Source organism: Streptomyces sp. NPDC090021 (assembly GCF_044748225.1).
Classification (GTDB): domain Bacteria; phylum Actinomycetota; class Actinomycetes; order Streptomycetales; family Streptomycetaceae; genus Streptomyces.
In genome coordinates, this window is record NZ_JBIVFO010000014.1 from 145,802 (window position 1) to 164,967 (window position 19,166).

General features: G+C 75.2%; 5 protein-coding genes. All 5 read right to left on the reverse strand.

Annotated features, from left to right (window positions below):
* Positions 1-47: 47 nt before the first annotated feature.
* Positions 48-8,648 (reverse strand): type I polyketide synthase, encoded by an 8,601-nt coding sequence (locus ACIPXC_RS13995; protein ID WP_401616712.1) that lies wholly within the window; start codon positions 8,646-8,648, stop codon positions 48-50.
* A gap of 70 nt (positions 8,649-8,718) precedes the next feature.
* Positions 8,719-9,558 carry an alpha/beta fold hydrolase gene (locus ACIPXC_RS14000; protein ID WP_401616715.1) on the reverse strand — a complete coding sequence of 280 codons (840 nt, stop codon included), beginning with the start codon at positions 9,556-9,558 and terminating at the stop codon, positions 8,719-8,721.
* Positions 9,559-9,632: 74 nt separating this feature from the next.
* Positions 9,633-11,204: a fatty acid--CoA ligase gene (locus ACIPXC_RS14005; RefSeq protein ID WP_401616718.1), complete on the reverse strand. Its 1,572-nt coding sequence runs from the start codon at positions 11,202-11,204 to the stop codon at positions 9,633-9,635.
* A 17-nt stretch (positions 11,205-11,221) separates the two neighbouring features.
* The gene (locus ACIPXC_RS14010; RefSeq protein WP_401616721.1) at positions 11,222-12,673 is read right to left on the reverse strand and encodes a polyketide synthase; all 1,452 of its coding nucleotides are present in this window, start codon (positions 12,671-12,673) and stop codon (positions 11,222-11,224) included.
* Between the two features lie 4 nt (positions 12,674-12,677).
* Positions 12,678-19,148, reverse strand: coding sequence for an SDR family NAD(P)-dependent oxidoreductase (locus ACIPXC_RS14015; RefSeq protein ID WP_401616724.1), 6,471 nt, complete (start codon positions 19,146-19,148; stop codon positions 12,678-12,680).
* Positions 19,149-19,166 lie beyond the last annotated feature (18 nt).

The following is a 19,166-nucleotide window of genomic DNA, read 5'->3' on the forward strand; positions in this document are numbered from 1 at the left end:
TCCGTACCGGCCGCCGCCGCGGGCACACCCCGCGGCGGCTGCCGTTCTCACGCCCCGTCCATCTCGGAGTCCAGGTGGGCGGCGAGGGCCACCGCCGTCGGGTGGTCGAAGGCCGCCGTCGCACCCAGCCGCACCCCCGCCTCCGCGGCGAGCCTGCCGGTCAGCTCCAGTGCGGTCAGCGAATCCAGGCCCAGTTCCCAGAAGTCACGGTCCGCGGCCACCGCGTCCGCCCCGGCATGTCCCAGTACCTCGGCGACCCGGCGGCGGACGATCTCGACCAGCTCCGCCCGCCGCTCCGCCGCCGGCAGCCCGCGCAGGGCCTCCCCCGGGGAATCCACCCCCGTGGGGCCGGCCGGGGACACCCCGCCGCCACCGGCGAGACCTCGCAGCAGCGCGGGCAGCCGGCGCCCGTCACCCCGCAGCGCGGCGGGCGCCAGGGCGACCGGGGCGACCACCGCCCGGTCGCCCGCGCAGGCCGCGTCGAACAGCTCCAGCCCCTGCTCCACCGAGAGCGGGGCCAGGCCGCTGCGCGCCATGCGGGCCAGATCCGCCGCCGACAGCCGGCCGCCCATCCCACAACCGCCCCACAGCCCCCAGGCCAGTGACAGGCCCGGCAGGCCGAGTTCCCGCCGGCGCAGGGCCAGCGCATCCAACTGGGCGTTGGCAGCCGCGTAGTTGGCCTGCCCGGCGCCACCGAGCAGCCCCATGACCGAGGAGAACATGACGAACGCCCGCAGCGGCGCCCCCGCCGTCAGCCGGTGCAGGTTCAGGGCCGCCGCCGCCTTGGCCTTCAGCACCCGCTCCAGCCGGCGCGGGGTGAGCCCCGTGATCGTGGAGTCGTCGGTGATCCCGGCCGCGTGCACCACGGCCGTCAGGGGCCGGTCGGCCGGTACGTCCGCCAGCACGGAGGCCAGCGCCCCCGCGTCGGAGGCGTCGCACGCCACGACGGTGGCCGACGCCCCCAGCTCCGCCAGGTCGGCCACCAGCCGCCCGGCGCCCGGGGCCTGCGGCCCGCTGCGGCTGAGCAGCAGCAGGTCGCGCACCCCGTGACGGCGCACCAGGTGCTCGGCCAGCAGGGCGCCGAGGGCGCCGGTGCCGCCGGTCACCAGCACCGTGCCGTGCGGGCCCCACGCGGGCGCCGCCGGCTCCAGCCCGCCCGCGGCGGTGGCGGCCCGGGTCAGGGCCGGGTGCAGCACCGTGCCCGCCCGGATCGCGGACTGCGCGGCGCCGGAGGCCACGACCGAGGCCAGCGCCCGCACGTCGACCTCCTCGTCCGGGGCCACGTCGACCAGGACGAACCGGCCGGGGTGCTCCGTCTGCGCGCTGCGCACCATCCCCCACAGGGCGGCGCCGGCCAGGTCGCCGACCTCGTCGGCGGCCGTCGCGGCCACGGCGCCCGAGGTGACGAACACCAGCCTGCTGTCGCCGAGCCGGGTGTCCGTCAGCCACTCCTGCAGCAGCAGCAGGGTGCGCTGCGCGGCGGAACGGGTCGCGTCGACGGTGTCCGGGGCCTCGCCGCGGGCCGTGACGAACACGACGTCCGGGACCTCCCGCGCGGCGCCCAGAGTCCCGTCCAGGGCGAGCAGGTCCACGAACGGGGTCACCGCGATGTCCCGCGCCTTGAACGCCGTGGCCAGACCCAGGCTGTCGGACCCGAGCACGGCCCAGCGCCCCGTGCGTACGGACGCGGACGCGGACGCGGGTACGGAGGCGGCGGGTACGGACGCGGACGCGGGTACGGGTACGGAGTCGGCGGCGGGCCGGGACGCCCGCCCGCTCTCCGGTTCGCTCACGGGCCCGGTCTCCGGTTCGGCCGCCGGTGACCAGTCGAGCACCAGCAGGCCGGTCGCCGCGTCGTCCCCGGCCGGCCGGGACCGGAACACCACCGACTCGGCCGTCAGCAGCGGCCGTCCCCCGTCGTCCGTCAGCTCCAGCGCGAACGTGCCCGCGCCCGGCCGCGCGTCCAGCCGCACCCGGGCGGCTCCGGCCCCGGCGCCGTGGGCCCGTACCCCGCGCCACACGAAGGGCAGCGGGGTCTCCTGCCCGCCGGAGTCGAGCGAGTCCACCAGGAAGGGGTGGAGGGCGGCGTCCAGCAGCGCGGGGTGCACCGTGAAGGCCGTCCCCGCGGGCCGGGAGCCGTCCGGCAGGGCCACCTCGGCGAACAGCGCGCCGTCGGCGCGCCGCATCGACCGCAGCCCGCGGAAGCCCGGCCCGTACGCGAACCCGAGTGCGGCCAGCCGCTCGTAGGTGCCCTCCGGCAACGCCCCGCCCGGGGTCCGGTCCCTCTCCGCCGGGTCCGCCGAGTCCGCCGAGTCCGCGGACGGCCCGTCAGGGCGTACGTGCGGCGGTTCCGGCACCTCCAGCAGGCCACCGGCGTGATCGGTCCACGGCTCGCCGCGGGCCGCACCGGCCGGCCGGGAATGCACGGTGACGGTGCGCGCGCCGTCCGGGCCGGGGGCCCCGACCTGGCAGCGCAGGTCCACGGCCACCCCCGGAGCCAGTGCGAGCGGGCGCCGCAGCACCAGTTCGGCGATGCCCGCGGCCCCGACGGCCGCGCCGGCCTGCAGGGCGATCTCGACGAAGGCCGCACCGGGCACCAGGACCGCGCCCCGCACGACGTGATCGGCCAGCCACGGGTGGCTCTCCACCGAAAGCCGGGAGGTGAACAACAGGGCGTCCTGACTGGGGAGTTCGATCTCCGCGCCGAGCAGCGGGTGGCCGCTCGCCGCGATCCCCGCCGCGGCCAGGCCACCGTCGGCCGGACCGGGCAGCGGCAGCCAGTACGCGTCGCCCCCGAAGGGGTAGGCGGGCAGTTCCACCCGGCGGGCGCCACGGCCGGACAGCACCCGGTCCCAGGCCACGGAGGTGCCGCGCACGTGCAGTTCGGCGAGGGCGCCGAGCAGCGTGGCGGGCTCCGGCCGGCCCCGGCGGGCCGCCGCGGCCAGAACGGCCTTCCCCGGCTCGGCCAGGCACGAGCGGGCCATGGCGCTGAGCACGCCGTCGGGGCCCAGCTCCAGGCAGGCCCGTAGGCCGGCCCCGGCGAGCGCGGTCATCCCGCCGAGGAAGTGCACCGGAAGGCGGACGTGCTCCACCCAGTGCTCGGCGGTGCACAGCTCGGCGGCGGGCACCGGCCGCCCGGTGCGGTGCGAGACGACGGGGATCCGCGGCGGGTGGTACGTCACGGACCGGGCGACGGCCGCGAAGCGCTCCAGCATCGGTTCCATGAGCGGCGAGTGGAAGGCGTGGCTGACGTTGAGGAGCTTGCCGCGCCGGCCCGACTCCAGGCAGCGCCGCAGGAGTTCCCCGACGACGCCCTCGTCGCCGGACACCACGACCGAGCGGGGGCCGTTGACGGCGGCGACGCCCGCGACGTCCTCGTGCCCGGCGAGCCAGCCGAGCACCTCGTCCTCGGGCGCGTGCAGCGCGGCCATGGCGCCGCCCTCGGGCAGCGCCCCCATCAGCCGGGCCCGGGCCGCGACCAGGGTGCAGGCGTCCGGCAGCGACAGCACGCCCGCCACATGGGCGGCGGCGAGCTCGCCGACGGAGTGCCCGAGCAGCCGGTCCGGGCGCAGGCCCCACGCCTCGACCAGCCGGAAGAGTGCGACCTCGAAGGCGAACAGGGCCGGCTGCGTCCATTCCGTACGGTCGAGCAGCGCCGCCCCGGCGGTGCCCTCCGCGGCGAACATGACGGTCCTCAGCGGGCCTTCGAGGAGGGCGTCGAGGTGCCCGCACACCTCGTCGAGGGCCCGGGCGAACACGGGGAAGGCCTCGTACAGCTCGCGGCCCATGCCGGGACGCTGACTGCCCTGCCCGGTGAAGAGGAAGGCGAGTCCGCCCGGGGCGGAGCCGGCGGTCCCCCGGTGGACGGAGGTGGTCGCCGCGCCGTCCGCGAGGGCCGTCAGTGCCGCCGCGAACTCCTCGTGGCCGGTGGCGAGGACCACGGCGCGGTGGGCGAGGGCGGCGCGGCCCGCGGCCAGCGAGTGGCCGACGTCGACCGGTGCGGGAGGCCGTCCGGTGCCCAGTGCGTCGCGCAGTCGCGCGGCGGTCGCGCGCAGCGCGTCCTCGTCGGCGGCCGACAGCGGCCAGGCGACGGGCACGCCGGGCGGGAGCGGTACGTCCCCCACCCCGGGAGCGGCGGCCGGGCCGGGGGCCGGTACGGGGGCCGGCGCGGCGGCCGGGAGGGGTGCCGGAGCGGCGGCCGGGCCGGGGGCCGGTGCGGGCGGTTCCTCGACGATCACGTGCGCGTTGGTGCCGCTGATGCCGAAGGAGGAGACGGCGGCCCGGCGCGGGGCAGTGGCCGCGGGCCAGGGCCGGGGTTCCTGCAGCAGCCGCACGGCGCCCGCCGACCAGTCGATGTGCGGTGAGGGGGTCCGGGCGTGCAGGGTGCGCGGGAGCAGGCCGTGGCGCATCGCGAGGACGGTCTTGATCACTCCGGCGACGCCGGCCGCGGCCTGGGTGTGGCCGATGTTCGACTTGAGGGAGCCCAGCCACAGCGGGGAACCGCCCGGCCGGTCCCGGCCGTAGGTGGCCAGCAGCGCCCCCGCCTCGATGGGGTCGCCGAGCACGGTGCCCGTGCCGTGGCCCTCGACCGCGTCCACCTCGTGCGGGGCGAGCCCGGCCGCGTCGAGGGCCGCGCGGATGACCCGCTCCTGGGAGGGGCCGTGCGGGGCGGTCAGCCCGTTGCTGGCACCGTCCTGGTTGGTGGCGGTGCCCCTGAGGACGGCGAGGACCGGGTGACCGTGGCGGCGCGCATCCGAGAGCCGTTCCAGCAGCAGCAGACCGGCGCCCTCGCTCCAGCCGGTGCCGTCGGCGTCGGCGGAGTACGCCTTGCACAGGCCGTCGGCGGCCAGCCCGCGCTGGCGGCTGAACTCGGTGAACATGCCCGGGTTGGCCATGACGGTGACGCCTCCGGCGAGCGCCGCGTCGCACTCGCCGCGCTCGATGGCCTGCGCGGCCAGGTGCAGGGAGACGAGGGAGGACGAGCATGCGGTGTCCACGGTCAGCGCGGGGCCCCGGAGCCCGAGGACGTAGCTGATCCGGCCGGATATGACGCTGGGCGCGGAGCCCGTCAGCAGGTGGCCCTCGGCGTTCCTCGGGGCCTCGTGCAGCGGGGGACCGTATCCGGAGGGCATGGCGCCGACGAACACGCCGGTGCGCCGGCCGCGGACCGACCGGGGGTCGATGCCCGCCCGTTCGAAGGTCTCCCAGGCCAGTTCCAGCATGATCCGCTGCTGCGGGTCCATCGCGAGGGCCTCGCGCGGGCTGATCCCGAACAGGGCCGCGTCGAAGCGGGCCGCGTCCAGCAGGAATCCGGCCCGGCGGGCGTACGTGGTGCCCGGGCGGGCGGGATCCGGGTCGTGCAGGGCGGCGAGGTCCCAGCCGCGGTCGGCGGGGAACTCCGACATGGCGTCGCCGCCCTCGGTGACGAGCCGCCAGAGGTCCTCGGGGGAGCCGACGCCTCCGGGGTAGCGGCAGGCCATCGACACGATGACGACGGGGTCGCCGTCCTCCCGCGGGTCCGTGGGGCCCGGCGCTCCCGCGGGCCCGTCGGACCGGCCGGTGTCCGGTTCGCGCAGTTCCCGCAGCCGCCGCGCGGTGGCGTCGGGCGTGGGGAAGTCGAAGAGCAGGGTGGCGGGCAGCCGCAGTCCGGTGGACTCGGCGAGCCGCCGCCGCAGCTGCACCAGGGTCAGGGAGCTGAAGCCGAGGTCGCGGAAGGCGGCGTACGGGTCGATGTCCGCCGGGTCCGCGTGGCCGAGCAGTGCGGCGGCGTGGCCGCGTACGAGGTCCAGCGGGTCCGGCGGGTCCGGCCGGTCCAGCGGGTCCGGCGGGTCCAGCGGGTCCGTGCCGGAGGGTTCCCCGGCCGGTACCGCCGCGGGCGACCGCAGGACCGGCTCGGCCGTCCCGACCGCCTCGGCGGGGACCGGGGCCGCGGTGCGCGGCCGGGTGCGCAGCCAGTGCCGGCGCCGCTGGAAGGGGTAGGTGGGCAGCGGGACGCGGCGGCCCCCGGCGGCCGAGGCCACCGCGGCCAGGTCGGCCGCGGCGCCGTGGGCGTGCGCCTCGCCCAGCGACAGCAGGAACCGGTCCGGGCCGCCCTCGTCCCGGGCGAGGGTGCCCACCACGCCGATGCCGGCGCCGTCCCCGGCCGGGCGCGACTCCAGGGTGTCGGCGAGCCCGGCGGCCAGCACGGCGTGCGGGCTGACCTCGATGAACAGGTCGAAGCCGGCCTCCAGCAGGGTCTGCGTGGAGCGGTCGAAGCGCACGGTGTCGCGCAGGTTGTGGTACCAGTAGTCGCCGTCGAGCACCTCGGTGTCCAGGAACTCCCCGGTGGTGCTGGAGCAGTAGGGGATCCGGGCCGTGCGCGGCCGGATGCCGTCCAGGGCCGTGCGCACCTCGTCGGCGATGCTCTCCACCTGAGGGGAGTGCGAGGCGTAGTCGACCGGGAGGGTGTGCGTACGGACGCCGCTCTCCTCGCAGGCCGCGCGCAGGGCGGCGAGCGCCTGCGGGGATCCTCCGGCCACCGCCGACGAGGGGCCGTTGACCACGGCCAGGGCCAGCTCCCCCGGATGCCGGGCGAGCAGCGGGCGAAGTTCCCGCGGGGACAGCGCCACCGACATCATGCCGCCGGTGCCTGCGAGGCGGACGATGGCCCGGCTGCGCAGGGCGACCACGCGGGCGGCGTCCGCCAGGTCCAGCGCCCCCGACACGCAGGCTGCGGCGATCTCCCCCTGCGAGTGGCCGACCACGGCTTCCGGTTCCACGCCGTGCGCGCGCCACAGCGCGGCCAGCGACACCATCACCGAGAACAGCACGGGCTGGACCACGTCCACCCGGTCCAGGCCGGGCGCCCCGGGTGCGCCCCGCAGGACCTCCGTCAACGACCAGTCGGTGTGGGGGGCGAGGGCCTCGGCGCACTCCTCGATCGAGGCCCGGAAGACCTCCGAGGACTCCATCAGCTCCAGCGCCATGCCCTCCCACTGCGAGCCCTGGCCGGGGAAGACGAAGACGGTACGGGCCGGCCGGCGCACCCGTCCGCGGACGAGTCCCGGTGCGGGGCGGCCCTGCGCGAGGGCCTCCAGTCCGGCGAGGAACTCCTCCCTCGTGCCCGCCACGAGCACGGCCCGGTGTTCCATCCGGTCGCGGGTCGCGGCCAGCGCGTAGGACACGTCGGCGGGGGTCAGGCCGAGGTCGGTGGCGAAGCGCTCGCCGAGGGCCCGGGCCTGGTCGCGCAGCGCCGAGGTGCTGCGGGCGGAGAGCACCCACGGTACGACGGCGCCCGCGGCGCTCTCCCGTGCCGGAGCGGGGGCCGGCCGCGGCGGGGCCTCGCCCAGGATCACGTGGCAGTTGGTGCCGCCGACGCCGAACGAGCTGACCCCGGCCAGCCGCGGGCGGCTCCCGCCGGGCCACGCGCCGTGCTCCTTCTGGACGGCGAGCCCCAGCCGGTCCAGGGGCACGAGGTCGCCGGGCTGCTCGAAGTTGCGGCTGCGGGGGATCTCCCCGTGCCGGATGCTGAGGGCCGCCTTGAGCAGTCCGGCGATGCCCGCCGCGCCCTCCAGGTGGCCGATGTTCGTCTTCACCGAGCCGACCCGCAGCGGGCCGACGGCCTCACGGCCGGCCGTGAACACGCCGCCCAGCGCCTCGGCCTCCAGCCGGTCGCCGCGCCGGGTGCCGGTGCCGTGCAGTTCCACGTAGCCGATGTCGGACGCCCCGACGCCCGCCTGCCGCAGGGCGGCGCGGATGACGTCCCCCTGGGCGTCGGGGTTCGGCACGCCGAGCCCCTCGCCGCGGCCGTCGTTGTTGACGGCGCTGCCGTGGACGACGCAGACGATCTCGTCCTCGTCGGCGAGCGCCCGGGCCAGCGGCTTGAGCAGGACCACGGCGGCGCCCTCGCCGCGTACGAAGCCGTTGGCGCGGGAGTCGAAGGTGTAGCACTCGCCGTCCGGGGAGAGCACCCCGAACCGCGCGGCGCGCACGGCGCTCTCCGGGATCAGGTTGAGGTGCACGCCGCCGGCGAGGGCGATCTCGGACTCGCCGCGGCGCAGGCTCTCACAGGCCAGGTGGACGGCGACCAGGGAGGAGGACTGGCCGGTGTCCACGGTCATGCTGGGACCGGTGAGACCGAAGGTGTAGGAGAGGCGGTTGGCGACGAGCGCCCGCTGCAGACCGGTGAAGGCGTACGGGCCGATCGCCTCGGGGCCCTGCTGCGCGAGCAGGGCCTCGTAGTCCGCGGCGATGGCGCCGACGAAGACGCCCGCGCCGCTGCCGCGGACCTCGGACGGGCGCAGGCCGGCGTTCTCGAAGGCCTCCCAGCCCAGTTCCAGCACGAGCCGCTGCTGCGGGTCCATCGCCTCGGCCTCCAGTGGGGAGATCCCGAAGAACTCCGCGTCGAAGCCGGCGACGTCGTCGAGGAAGCCGCCGCGCCGCGCGTTCGCGGTGCCCGGCCGCCGGGCGTCGCCGTCGTGGAACTCCTCCGCGTCCCAGCGGTCGGCGGGCACGTCCGTGACACCGCTCGCGCCGTCCCGCAGGAGGCGCCAGAAGTCCCGTGGACCGGCCGCGCCCGGCAGGCGGCAGGCCATGGCGATCACGGCGATCGGTTCGGCCGGCGCGGGCCGCTCCGGGTGGCCGGCTGTGGTCCCAGGCTTGCTGCTCATCGCTCTCTCGTCCGCCCGTCTGCTCGTCCGCTCGTCTGTTCCGTCCGCCGGCCCGCCGCCGCCCGCCGGTTCAGTCCTTGAGGAAGTCCAGGACCCTGCCGATGACCTCGGGGTCGCCCAGGATCCGGCGGTGGCCGAGCTTGCGCGTGATGAGCAGCTCCGCCCGGTCGCCGTAGCTCGCGGCCAGCCGACGGCCCTGGTCGACGCCGACCTCGCGGTCGTTCTCGTCGTGGACGACGAGGATCCGCGCCGTGACCTCCTCCGGCCGGTGGTCGGCGGAGAAGCGGTTCCAGATGTCCCGCTCGGGGGCGAAGTGCAGCTCGCTGCGCCGCCGCAGTTCGGTGGCGAGGGCGGGACGCAGGCCGAGCTGGCCGCAGAAGGTCTCCGGCAGCGAACCGAAGTCCGCCACGGAGGAGAGGGACACGAGCCGCTCGGTGACCAGGCCGCCGCGGGCCGCCAGGTAGGCGGAGGTGCCGCCGAAGGAGTGCCCGACGACCGCGTGGAAGTCGCCGTACCGCTCCTGCACCGCCCGCATGACCGCGCCGTGTTCGAGGATGGTGCAGGTCGAACCGGCCGACGCGCCGTGCCCGGGGGCGTCGTAGGCGACGGCGGTCAGGCCGAGGGCCTCGATGCCCGGGACGAAGCCGGCGAAGTTCGCGGCCCGCCCGCTCACGCCGTGCACCAGCAGGACGGGCTTCCCGCCGCTGCCCCAGCGGTACGTGCGGATCTCGCGTCCGCCGACCGTGAGGGTGTCCTGCTCCGCGCGGTCGTGGACCTCCCGCTGCTCGGGCCGGACCGGCGTGCGGGGCGGCGCGCCGAGGAACAGCTTCCAGGCCGGGCCCCCGGCCGCCTTGACGGAGACGTACGACACGGCGTTGATGACGTTGCGTATGGTGCTGAGGGAAGCCATCCGGCTGCCTGCTTTCTCGCGTGGTCGGGACGGGAAGTGGGGGGAACGGGCGCCGAACCGGGCACCCCTGGACGTCAGTTGACCTGACGTTCCCGGTCCTGCCAGAACCGGTCGCGCAGCTCCCGCCGGAGGATCTTTCCACTCGGGTTGCGCGGGAGGGTCTCGATGAACTCGAAACCGGACGGAATCTTGAAGTCGGCGATCGTGCCCTTGAGGGAGAGCACGAGCTGCCGCGGACTGACCTCGTGCCCGGGCCTGACCACGACGAACGCGTGGATCGCCTCCCCCCAGCGCTCATCCGGAACGCCCACGACCGCCGCCTCGACCACGGACCCGTGGCGGGCGAGCGCGTTCTCGATCTCGGCCGGATATACGTTCTCGCCGGCGACGATGATCGTGTCCTTGATCCGGTCGCAGATGAACACGTAGCCGCCGTCGTCGAGGTAGCCGGCGTCCCCGGTGTGGATCCAGCCGTCCACGAGGGTGTCGGCCGTGGCCTCGGGCAGCCCCCAGTACGAGAGCATCCGCGACGGAGTGCGCAGGCACACCTCGCCGACGGCGCCCGTGGGCAGCTCCCGGCCCGCCCGGTCGATCACCTTGGCACCGAAGCCCGGGTAGGGCCGCCCCGCCGCCTTCAGCCGGGCCCCGCCGGCCACGTGCTCGTGCGGCGGCAGGCACACGGCGGTGTTGCCCGTCTCGGTGAGCCCGTAGATCTGCGCGAACTCGCAGCCGATCCGCTCCAGGCACTCCTGGAGCAGGCTCTCGGAGATCGGCGAACCGCCGTAGACGATCTTGCGCAGGGTCGCGAAGTCGGCCGCGCCCGCGCCCGGTTCGGCCAGCATCATCTGGAGCATCGCCGGGACCAGGCAGGTCGTGCTGACCCCGTGCTCACGGATCAGCCGGACCGCCTCACCGCTGACGAACATCCGCATCGCGACGTTGGTGACCCCCGCGTTGAAGCCCTGCGTGGCCCACCACAGGCCGCCGATGTGGAAACCGGGGATGCCGATGAGGCTGACGTCGTCCTCACGCCAGTCGATCCACCTCAGTTGCTCGGACTCCAGGGCGTCCCGCACCTTGAAGAAGCTGCGGTGCGCGAGGACCACCCCCTTGGGCAGGCCCGTGGTGCCGCTCGTGTAGATCTGCGCGAGGGGATCGTCGGGGCCGGCGGACGTCTCCGGGTCGGCGACCGAGTGCCCCGACTGCCACGCGGTGAAGCCGCTGCCGGGCCCGTCCGGCCCGTCGAGGGGGACGATCAGCACCTGCGACGGCAGGTCGGCGGCCGCCTTCCGCGCGACGTCGAGGAACTCGTCCTCGACGAAGAGCAGACCCGTCCCCGAGTCGCGCAGGATGTGGTCCACCTCGGAGGCCGTCAGCCGCCAGTTGATGGGCACCAGGACCGTGCCGGCCTTCGCGCAGCCGAAGAGGATGTCGTAGTAGTGCTCCGACTCCTTGCCCAGATACGCCACCCGGGACCCGCGCACCGCCCCGGCGGCGTGCAGCGCCCGCGCCGTGCGGTTGCTGCGCCGGTGCAACTCCCCGTAGCCGACCTCGCGGCCCTCGCAGACCACGGCCGTGCGGTCGGGGCGTTCGGCGGCGTGGAAGGCCACCGTCCGGTCCAGCGTCTGCAACTGCGGGTGGTACATGTCCGGCTCCTCGCTCCTCAAGTCCACTGGTTGCCCTCCGGCCAGTACCGCCGGCCGCGTACGGGAACCGGCCCGGGGGCCTCCCGCACGGGCCCGTCCACGCCCTCCATCAGCACGTGCGCGTTGGTCCCGGTGAAGCCGAACGCGCTGACCCCGGCCAGCCGCCGCGGCCCGTCCGGCCACGGCGTCGAGGCGGTCGGCACCCGCAGGGCCAGGCGCCGCCACGGGATCGCCGGGTCCGGCACGTCGAAGCCGGGCTGCACCGGTACCGTGCGGTGGTTCAGCGCCAGTACGGTCTTGATCAGGCCGGCCGCGCCGGACGCCGTCTCCAGGTAGCCGAGGGTGCCCTTGGCCGAGCCGACGAGCAGCTCGGGGGCGTCCGGCACGTCCCGGCCGTAGACGCCGGCGAGCGTCTCCGCCTCGATGACCCCGCCCAGCTTCGAGCCGTTGGCCTGCGCCTCGACGTAGTGCACGGCGTGCGGGTCGATCCCGGCGGTGCGCAGCGTGTCCGCGATCACCCGGCGCTGGCCCAGCGCGGACGCCGCGGCCATGGCGGGCCGGTCGCCGTGCTGGTGGATGCCGCTGCCGCGGATGACGGCGTACGGGACGTCCCCGTCCGCCTTGGCGTCGGACCGCCGCTTGAGCACCAGTACCCCGCAGCCCTCGCCCCGCACGTGCCCGTCGGCCGCCGCGTCGAAGGGCCGGCTGCGGCCCGTCGGCGAGACCATGCCCGCCCGGGCGAACACGGCCGTGGTGAACGGCGCGAGCAGCAGGTGGCAGGCGCCCACCACGGCGAGGTCGCACTCGCGGGCCCGCAGCGCGTGCGAGGCCAGGTGCAGCGCGGTGAGCGCCGAGGAGCAGGCCGTGTCGACGGTGAGCACCGGCCCGCCGAGCCGCAGTCCGGTGGCGACGCGGGCCGCGGTGGCGCTCAGCGCGCCACCGGTGCCCATGTACGGGGACAGGCCCTCGGGCCCCACCCCGTTGCGCAGGCAGGCGTAGTTGTACTCGACGGTGCTCACCCCGGCGAACACCCCGACCCGGGTGTCCGTGCCGGGCTCGGTCCCCGCGTCCCGGAGCGCCTCGGCCGCCACGGTCAGCAGCAGCCGCTGCTGCGGGTCCATGAAGGCCGCCTCCTCCTCGCCGATGCCGAAGCGCTCGGCGTCGAAGAGGTCGATGTCGGCCAGGTAGGAGCCCTGGCCGAGCAGTCCGGCCAGGGGGGCCAGATCGGGCGCGGACACGTTCCACCGGGGGCGGCCGGCGGAGTCGACGGGTATCCCGCCGCCACCGGCCACCACCCGGCCGTCCCGCAGCGCCTCCCAGTACTGCCGGGGGCTGTCCAGACCGCCCGGCAGGCGGCAGGCGAGACCGGTGACGGCGATGCCCTCGCTCTCGCGCAGCCGCTGCCGCGCCAGCATCAGGACCAGCTGCTTGTGGGAGAGCCCCGACAGGGACTCGATGTACTCCTTCACCGCGTCACAGGTCCATGAGGTCGGCGAGTTCGGCGTCGGCGTCCGCCTCGGACAGCTCCCGGACGTCCTTCGGCTCCCGGCCCCCGGCCGCCTCGTCCGCGGCCGGCGGGGCGATCTCCTGGTCCAGGTACGCGGCCAGCAGCAGGATCGACGGGTAGTCGAACACGATCGACGTCGGCAGCGGCACCTGGAAGCCCGCCTCCAGGGCGTTCTTCAGCTCGACGGCCACCAGGGAGTCGAGTCCCAGCTCGGTGAACTTCGCGTCCGCCGGCACGTCGTCCGCGCCCTCGAAGTGCAGGAGCACGGCGATCCGTTCGCGGATCAGCTCGTTGACGGTGGCCCGGCGCTCGGACCGGGGGAGCGCCCGCAGTGCCTCCAGGTCGACCTGGCGCACCGCCGCGGCGGACGCCCGCGCCACCTCCCGGTAGAGCGCGCTGACCGCGGGACGCCCCGACGCGTACCGGTCCCAGTCGAACTCGCCGACGGTGACGTGCGATTCGCTGCCGCCCAGCGCCTTGAACAGGCACCGCGCACCGTCCGTCGGCTTCAGGAACCGCATGCCCTGGCCCTCGATGCCGCGGATCAGGTCGGCGCTGAGGTTCGCGGCCATGCCGACCTCGGCCCACGGTCCCCAGCCGATGCTGAGGCCCGGCAGGCCCGCCGCGGAACGCCACTGCATCACCGCGTCGATGAAGGCGTTGCCCGCCGCGTAGTTGCCCTGCGCCACCGGTCCCAGCACCGAGGCCACCGAGGAGTAGCCCACCAGGAACGGCTCCTCGGGGAAGGTCCGCAGGACCTGGTCGAGCTGCCAGGTGCCGAACACCTTGGCCTCGAAGACCTTCTCGACGCTCTCCCAGTCCATCGCCGAGATCGGCATGTCGGCCAGGACGCCCGCGCCGTGGAAGACACCCGCCAGCGGCCTGCCGGTCGCCCTCAGGTCCTCGGCGATGCGCCGTACGTCCTCGGCACGGGCGATGTCGCCCTGGTAGGCGGTCACCGACACCCCCTCGCCGAGGCCCGCCGCGATGGCCGCGGTCCGCTCGGCGGACACGGCGCGGCGGCTGACCAGAGCGATGTGCCGGGCGCCGAGGGCGACCAGGCGTTCGGCGGTGACGGTGCCGATGGCACCCAGACCACCTGTGATCAGGTAGGTGCGGTCGGCGGCGATCTCCACCGGCCGGGCCGGTCGGTCGCCCGGTCCGGAGAGGTCCAGGACGAGCTTGCCGACGTTCGCGCCCCGGCTGAGGACGCCGAACGCCTCCTCGATCTCGTCCAGGGAGTACGAGGTCGTCGGGAGCGGCCGGATCTCCTCCCGCTCCAGGAGGCCGGCGACGGTCTCCAGGATCTGCTTGTTCACCGCGCGCAGCTCGTGCTCGGGGAACTCGCTGAGGTCGAAGTTGTGGTAGGCCACGTCCGGCCGTGCCTCGCGCGCCTGCTCCGCCGACCAGATGCCGATCTTGCCGAGCTCCACGAAGCGCCCGCCCCGGCCCAGCGCCCGCATGCCCTCGGCGATGTACTCCTTGTTCAGGCTGTTGAGGACGATGTCGACCCCCGCGCCGCCGGTGATATCCAGGATCCGCTCGGCGAACTCCGGCGAGCGGGAGTTCAGAACGTGCTCGACGCCCTGGGCGCGGAGCAGGGCCTGCTTGCGGGGACTGGCCGTGGCGATGACCTCGGCCCCGGCGAGCTTCGCGAGCTGCACCGCGGCCTGCCCGACCCCGCCCGCGGCGGCGTGTACCAGGACCCTGTCGCCGGCCTTGATGCCGGCCAGGTCGTGCAGGGCGTAGTACGCGGTCACGTACGCGGTGGCCAGACCGGCCGCCTCGGCGAAGCCGACGTTGGCGGGCTTGCGCACCGCCATGGCGGACGGCACCGTCACCCGGCGCTTCATGCAGCCGAGGTGGCTCAGGACGACCTCGTCGCCCGGGGCGAACTCGGCGTCCGGGCCGGCCGCGACGACCGTACCGGCGCCCTCGAAGCCGAGGGGCAGCGGCCGGTAGGGCACCCCGGTGTCCTCGGCGTGCTGTTTGAGCAGGCCGAGGGCGTTGAGGACGTCCTTGAAGTTGAGGCCGGCGGCGTGCACCCGGACCTGCACCTCGTCCCCCTGCGGGGCGACGTCGGCCAGCGGGACCGGCTTGATGTGGGAGAACTCGCCGTACTCCGTGACACCGAGCTCGAAGTTCGCCTCGTCCGCGGCGGCCGGCTCCACCGGGCGCAGCCGGCGCACGTGCCGGTTGCCCGCCCGGTAGCCGATCTGGAACTCCTCGGCCTCCGCGGCCAGCCACTCGTCGGCCAGCGACCGCGCGTCGCCGCCCTCCGGCAGGTCGACCAGGGTGACCTTGTACGTCGGGTACTCGCTCCACAGGGACAGGCCGAAGCCCCACAGGGAGGAGGCGGGCACGGCACCGGCACCCGGCGCGGGCACGTCGCCCGGCAGCCGCTGCGCCCCCTCGGTGACCAGCCACAGCCGCTGCTCGCGGCCGAAGCCCTGCTGCTCCAGCGAGGCCAGCAGCGCCAGCAGGTCCCGGTAGTTGGCCTCGGACTCGGCGCGCAGCCGTTCCTCGGTGACCGGGCCCGGCAGGTCACGCCAGAACCAGGCCACGTCGGTGGGCCGGCCCGCCAGGGCCTGGGCCGCGCGGGCCGCCGATCCGGCGTCCGGTGCGAACGCCAGGGCGACGTCCGCGGCCGCGAGCTCGCAGACCGCCCCGGCGAGGGCCTCCTCCTCCCGTCCGACCACCAGGATCCGGCGGGCGGCGCCCTCCGCGGCGCGCCGCACCAGCGAACGCTTGGTCCAGCGCGGGGTGTGGAAGAAGCGGCGGCGGGGGCCGCCGGCGGTGTTGGCCACCCGCTTGAAGCCCAGGTCGCGCACGATGAACAGCGGCCGGTCGCCCTCCAGCAGCAGCAGGTCGGCGGTGAGTTCGCCGTCGGCGCTCTCCTCGCCGGTGATCCGGGCCAGGCTGCGCAGGACGCCCTGCTTGGGCTTCTTCAGCAGCTGGAAGGTGCCGAAGGCGACCGGCAGGTAGGTGTGGCCGTTGTCGAGGACGGCCGCGAGGGACTGGATGACGTTGTCGAGCACGGACGGCGGCATGTGCTCCACCGGGCCGGCCGGCCGGCCCAGGAGCCGTGCGACGGCCACGCCGTCGCCCTCGCGGGTCAGCAGCTCGATGCGCCGGAACTCGGGGCCGTACTCCAGGCCGAGGTCGGCGAAGTCGGCGTACAGGTCGTCCGCGTGGCGCGGGGCCGGGGCCTGCTCGCCCGGTTCGGCGGCGGCCCGCGCGGACAGTTGCGCGGCGGCCCGTTCCAGCTCCGGCAGGAGGGTCCAGCCGGCGGCGATCCGTGCGACGGCGTGCCGTCGCTCGATGGCCCGGCCGGAGCCGTCGACCCGGCTGACGATCTCCACCTCGGCGCCGCCGTCCGGCCGTTCCGTCAGGCGGGTGCGGACCTCGGTGGGCTGCTCCTCGGTGAGGATCAGCGGTTCGAGGATGTCCACGCCCTGAAGCGGCCGGCCCGTCTCGCCGTACACGGCGTCCTGCAGAGCCAGCAGGATCTCGACGTAGCCCGCTCCGGGGAAGACCACCTGGCCCATGACCACGTGGTCGGCGAGGTGGGCCGGGCGGTCGGGACCGATGACCGCGGCGAACTCGCGTACGCCCCGCTCCCGGCCCGCGGCGTCGGTGACCTCCTGGCCGAGCAGCGGGTGGTGGACGCGCGAGGCGTCGGCCACGAGCTCCTTGGAGTGCCGGACCCCGCTGATCGGGAGCCAGTAGCGCTTGCGGTCGAAGACCGTGCGCGGCAGCCGGACGCGGCGGTGCGGCCGGCCCGCGTGGTAGCCGGCCCAGTCGACGTGCAGGCCCGCGGCGTAGACGTCGGTGAGCGCCTTGCGGGCGGTGGCGCCGCCGGTGTCCTCGGCCCCGGAGCTGGCCACCCACACGTGGTCGCGGGCGTCGAGGATGCGCCGGCCCAGGCCCAGCAGGGTGGCGGCGGGGCCGACCTCGATGAAGACGTGGCGGCCGCGGGCGCCGATCGCGGCCATGCCGGCGCTGAAGTCGACCGGCTCGCCGATGTGCCGCACCCAGTACTCGGGGGTGGCCAGCTCGGCCGGATCGGCGACCCGGCCGGTCAGGTTGGAGACCAGGGTCAGCTCGGGCACCCGGAAGTCGATGGTGGCGACGACCTCGCGGAACGCGTCGAACACCTCGTGCATCAGCGGTGAGTGGAAGGCGTGCGAGACCGGCAGCGCCTTCGTCTTCACCTCGCGCTCGGTGAGCGCGGCGACGATCTCGGCGAGCGACGCGCTGCCGCCCGAGACCACGCACTGGCCGGGGGCGTTGAACGCGGCGAAGGAGACGTCCGGGTAGGACTCCAGCAGCGGCGCCACCTCCTCGGCGGGCGCCGTCACGGCGACCATGCCGCCGGGCGCGGTCACCGACTGCATCAGCCGGGCGCGGGCGGCCACCAGGCGCACGGCGTCCTCCAGCGAGAACAGCCCGCCGATCGCCGCGGCGACGACCTCGCCGATGCTGTGGCCGATCAGGACGCTCGGCTCGATGCCCCAGCTCAGCCAGAGCTTCGCGGTGGCGTACTCCAGGGCGAACAGCGCCGGCTGGGTGTACCGGGTCTCGTGGATCGCCTCGCCGTCGTCCGCGGTGCCCAGGACGAGGTCCTTGACGGACCTGCCGACGGCCTCGGTGAACAGCAGGTCGCAGGCGTCCAGGTGCTCGCGGAAGACCGGGTACGCCTCGTACAGCGAGCGGCCCATGCCGGGGTACTGCGAGCCCTGCCCGGTGAAGAGCAGCGCGACCTTGCGCAGGTCGGAGGCGGCCGCGGGGGGCTTGTCCAGCAGCGCCGCGAGCTCGGCGCGGTCGCGGACGACACCGGTCAGGCGGGTGCCGAAGTGGGCGCGGCCGACGTTGCCGGTGTAGCAGAGGTCGGCGAGGTCGACGTCCGGGTTGTCGGCGAGGAAGGCGCGGTAGTTCCCGGCCTGGAGGGCCAGGGCCTTCTCGCCCTTGGCCGAGAGGGTGAAGACGTGCCCGGTGTCCGCTGCGGCGGTCCGGTCCTCGTCCTCGGCCTGCCCGGCCCGCGGCCCGGCGGGCGCCGGGGGCTGCTCCAGTACGGCGGAGGCGATGGTGCCCTGGAAGCCGAAGGAGTTGATCAGGGCGCGGCGGACCGGGGCGGTCCAGGGGCGGCCCTCGGCCGGCACCTCGACGGGCATGGTCGCCCACGGGATGTGCGAGGAGGGCTTGTCCACGTGCAGGTGCGGGTAGATCTCGCCGTGCTGCAGCTGGAGCGCGGCCTTGACGACGCCGCCGATGCCGGCCGCGGCCTCCATGTGGCCGATGTTGCTCTTGAGCGAGCCGACGACGAGCGGCGCGTCCGCGGTGTGCGAGCGGGAGAAGACACCGCTGATGGCGCCCATCTCGATGGGGTCGCCGAGCGAGGTTCCGGTGCCGTGCGCCTCGACGTAGGAGACGTCGGCGGGCTCCAGCATCGCCGCGCCCAGCGCGGCACGCATCACCTGTTCCTGCGCGGAGCCGTTGGGGACGGTCAGGCCGCCGCTCTCGCCGTCCTGGCGCACGGCCGTGCCACGGACCAGGGCGATCACGTGGTCGCCGTCGCGCAGGGCGTCGGACAGCCGCTTGAGGACGACCATGCCACAGCCCTCGGCGCGGCTGTAGCCGTCGGCCGAGTCGTCGAAGGTCTTGCACGTGCCGTCGGGCGAGAGCATGCCCGCCTGGGAGAAGACGATGTGGTTGCGCGGGTGGTGGATGGCGTTGACGCCGCCGCACAGCGCGATCTCGCACTCGCCGCGGCGCAGCCCCTCGACCGCGAGGTGCAGGGCGACCAGCGAGGAGGAGCAGGCGGTGTCGATCGCCATGCTCGGGCCGCGCATGCCGAGGAAGTAGGAGATGCGGCCGGCCGCGACGCTGTGGGCCGTACCGGTGCCGACGTTGGCGTCCAGCTCGTCGTAGGCCAGGTCGTCGATCTCGATGGTGTAGTCGACGCAGCTGATGCCGACGTAGACGCCGCCGGTGCCGCCGCGCAGGCCGGTCGGGTCGATGTTGGCGTGCTCCAGCGCCTCCCAGGCCGTCTCCAGTACGAGCCGCTGCTGCGGGTCGATGTACTGGGCCTCCTTGGGGGAGATGTTGAAGAAGCGCGGGTCGAAGAGGTCGATGCCGTCCAGGAAGCCGCCGCTGTGCGGGAGGATCTTGCCCTTGGCGTTCTCGCCGCCGGAGGCGAACTCCGCTACGTTCCAGCGGGATTCGGGTATGGGACCGGTTCCCACACCCCCGGCGCGCAGGAACTCGGTGAAGCCCTCGGGGGTGTCGTTGCCGCCCGGGAACCGGATGCCGGCCCCGACGATGGCGATGGGTTCGTACTTCTCCAGCATCAGCTCCTTCAGGAGCTGCTGGTGCTGCCGGAGAGCCTCACGGGACGCCTCCGGCTCATCCTGCTCACGGGCGGGCGTGTTGGACACGGTCTTTCCTCCAGATCC

Excerpts from the sequence above, each read along its gene's own strand:
- ACIPXC_RS13995 (WP_401616712.1), bottom strand. The coding sequence starts at position 8,648 with ATGAGCAGCAAGCCTGGGACCACAGCCGGCCACCCGGAGCGGCCCGCG.
- ACIPXC_RS14000 (WP_401616715.1), bottom strand. The coding sequence starts at position 9,558 with ATGGCTTCCCTCAGCACCATACGCAACGTCATCAACGCCGTGTCGTAC.
- ACIPXC_RS14005 (WP_401616718.1), bottom strand. The coding sequence starts at position 11,204 with ATGTACCACCCGCAGTTGCAGACGCTGGACCGGACGGTGGCCTTCCAC.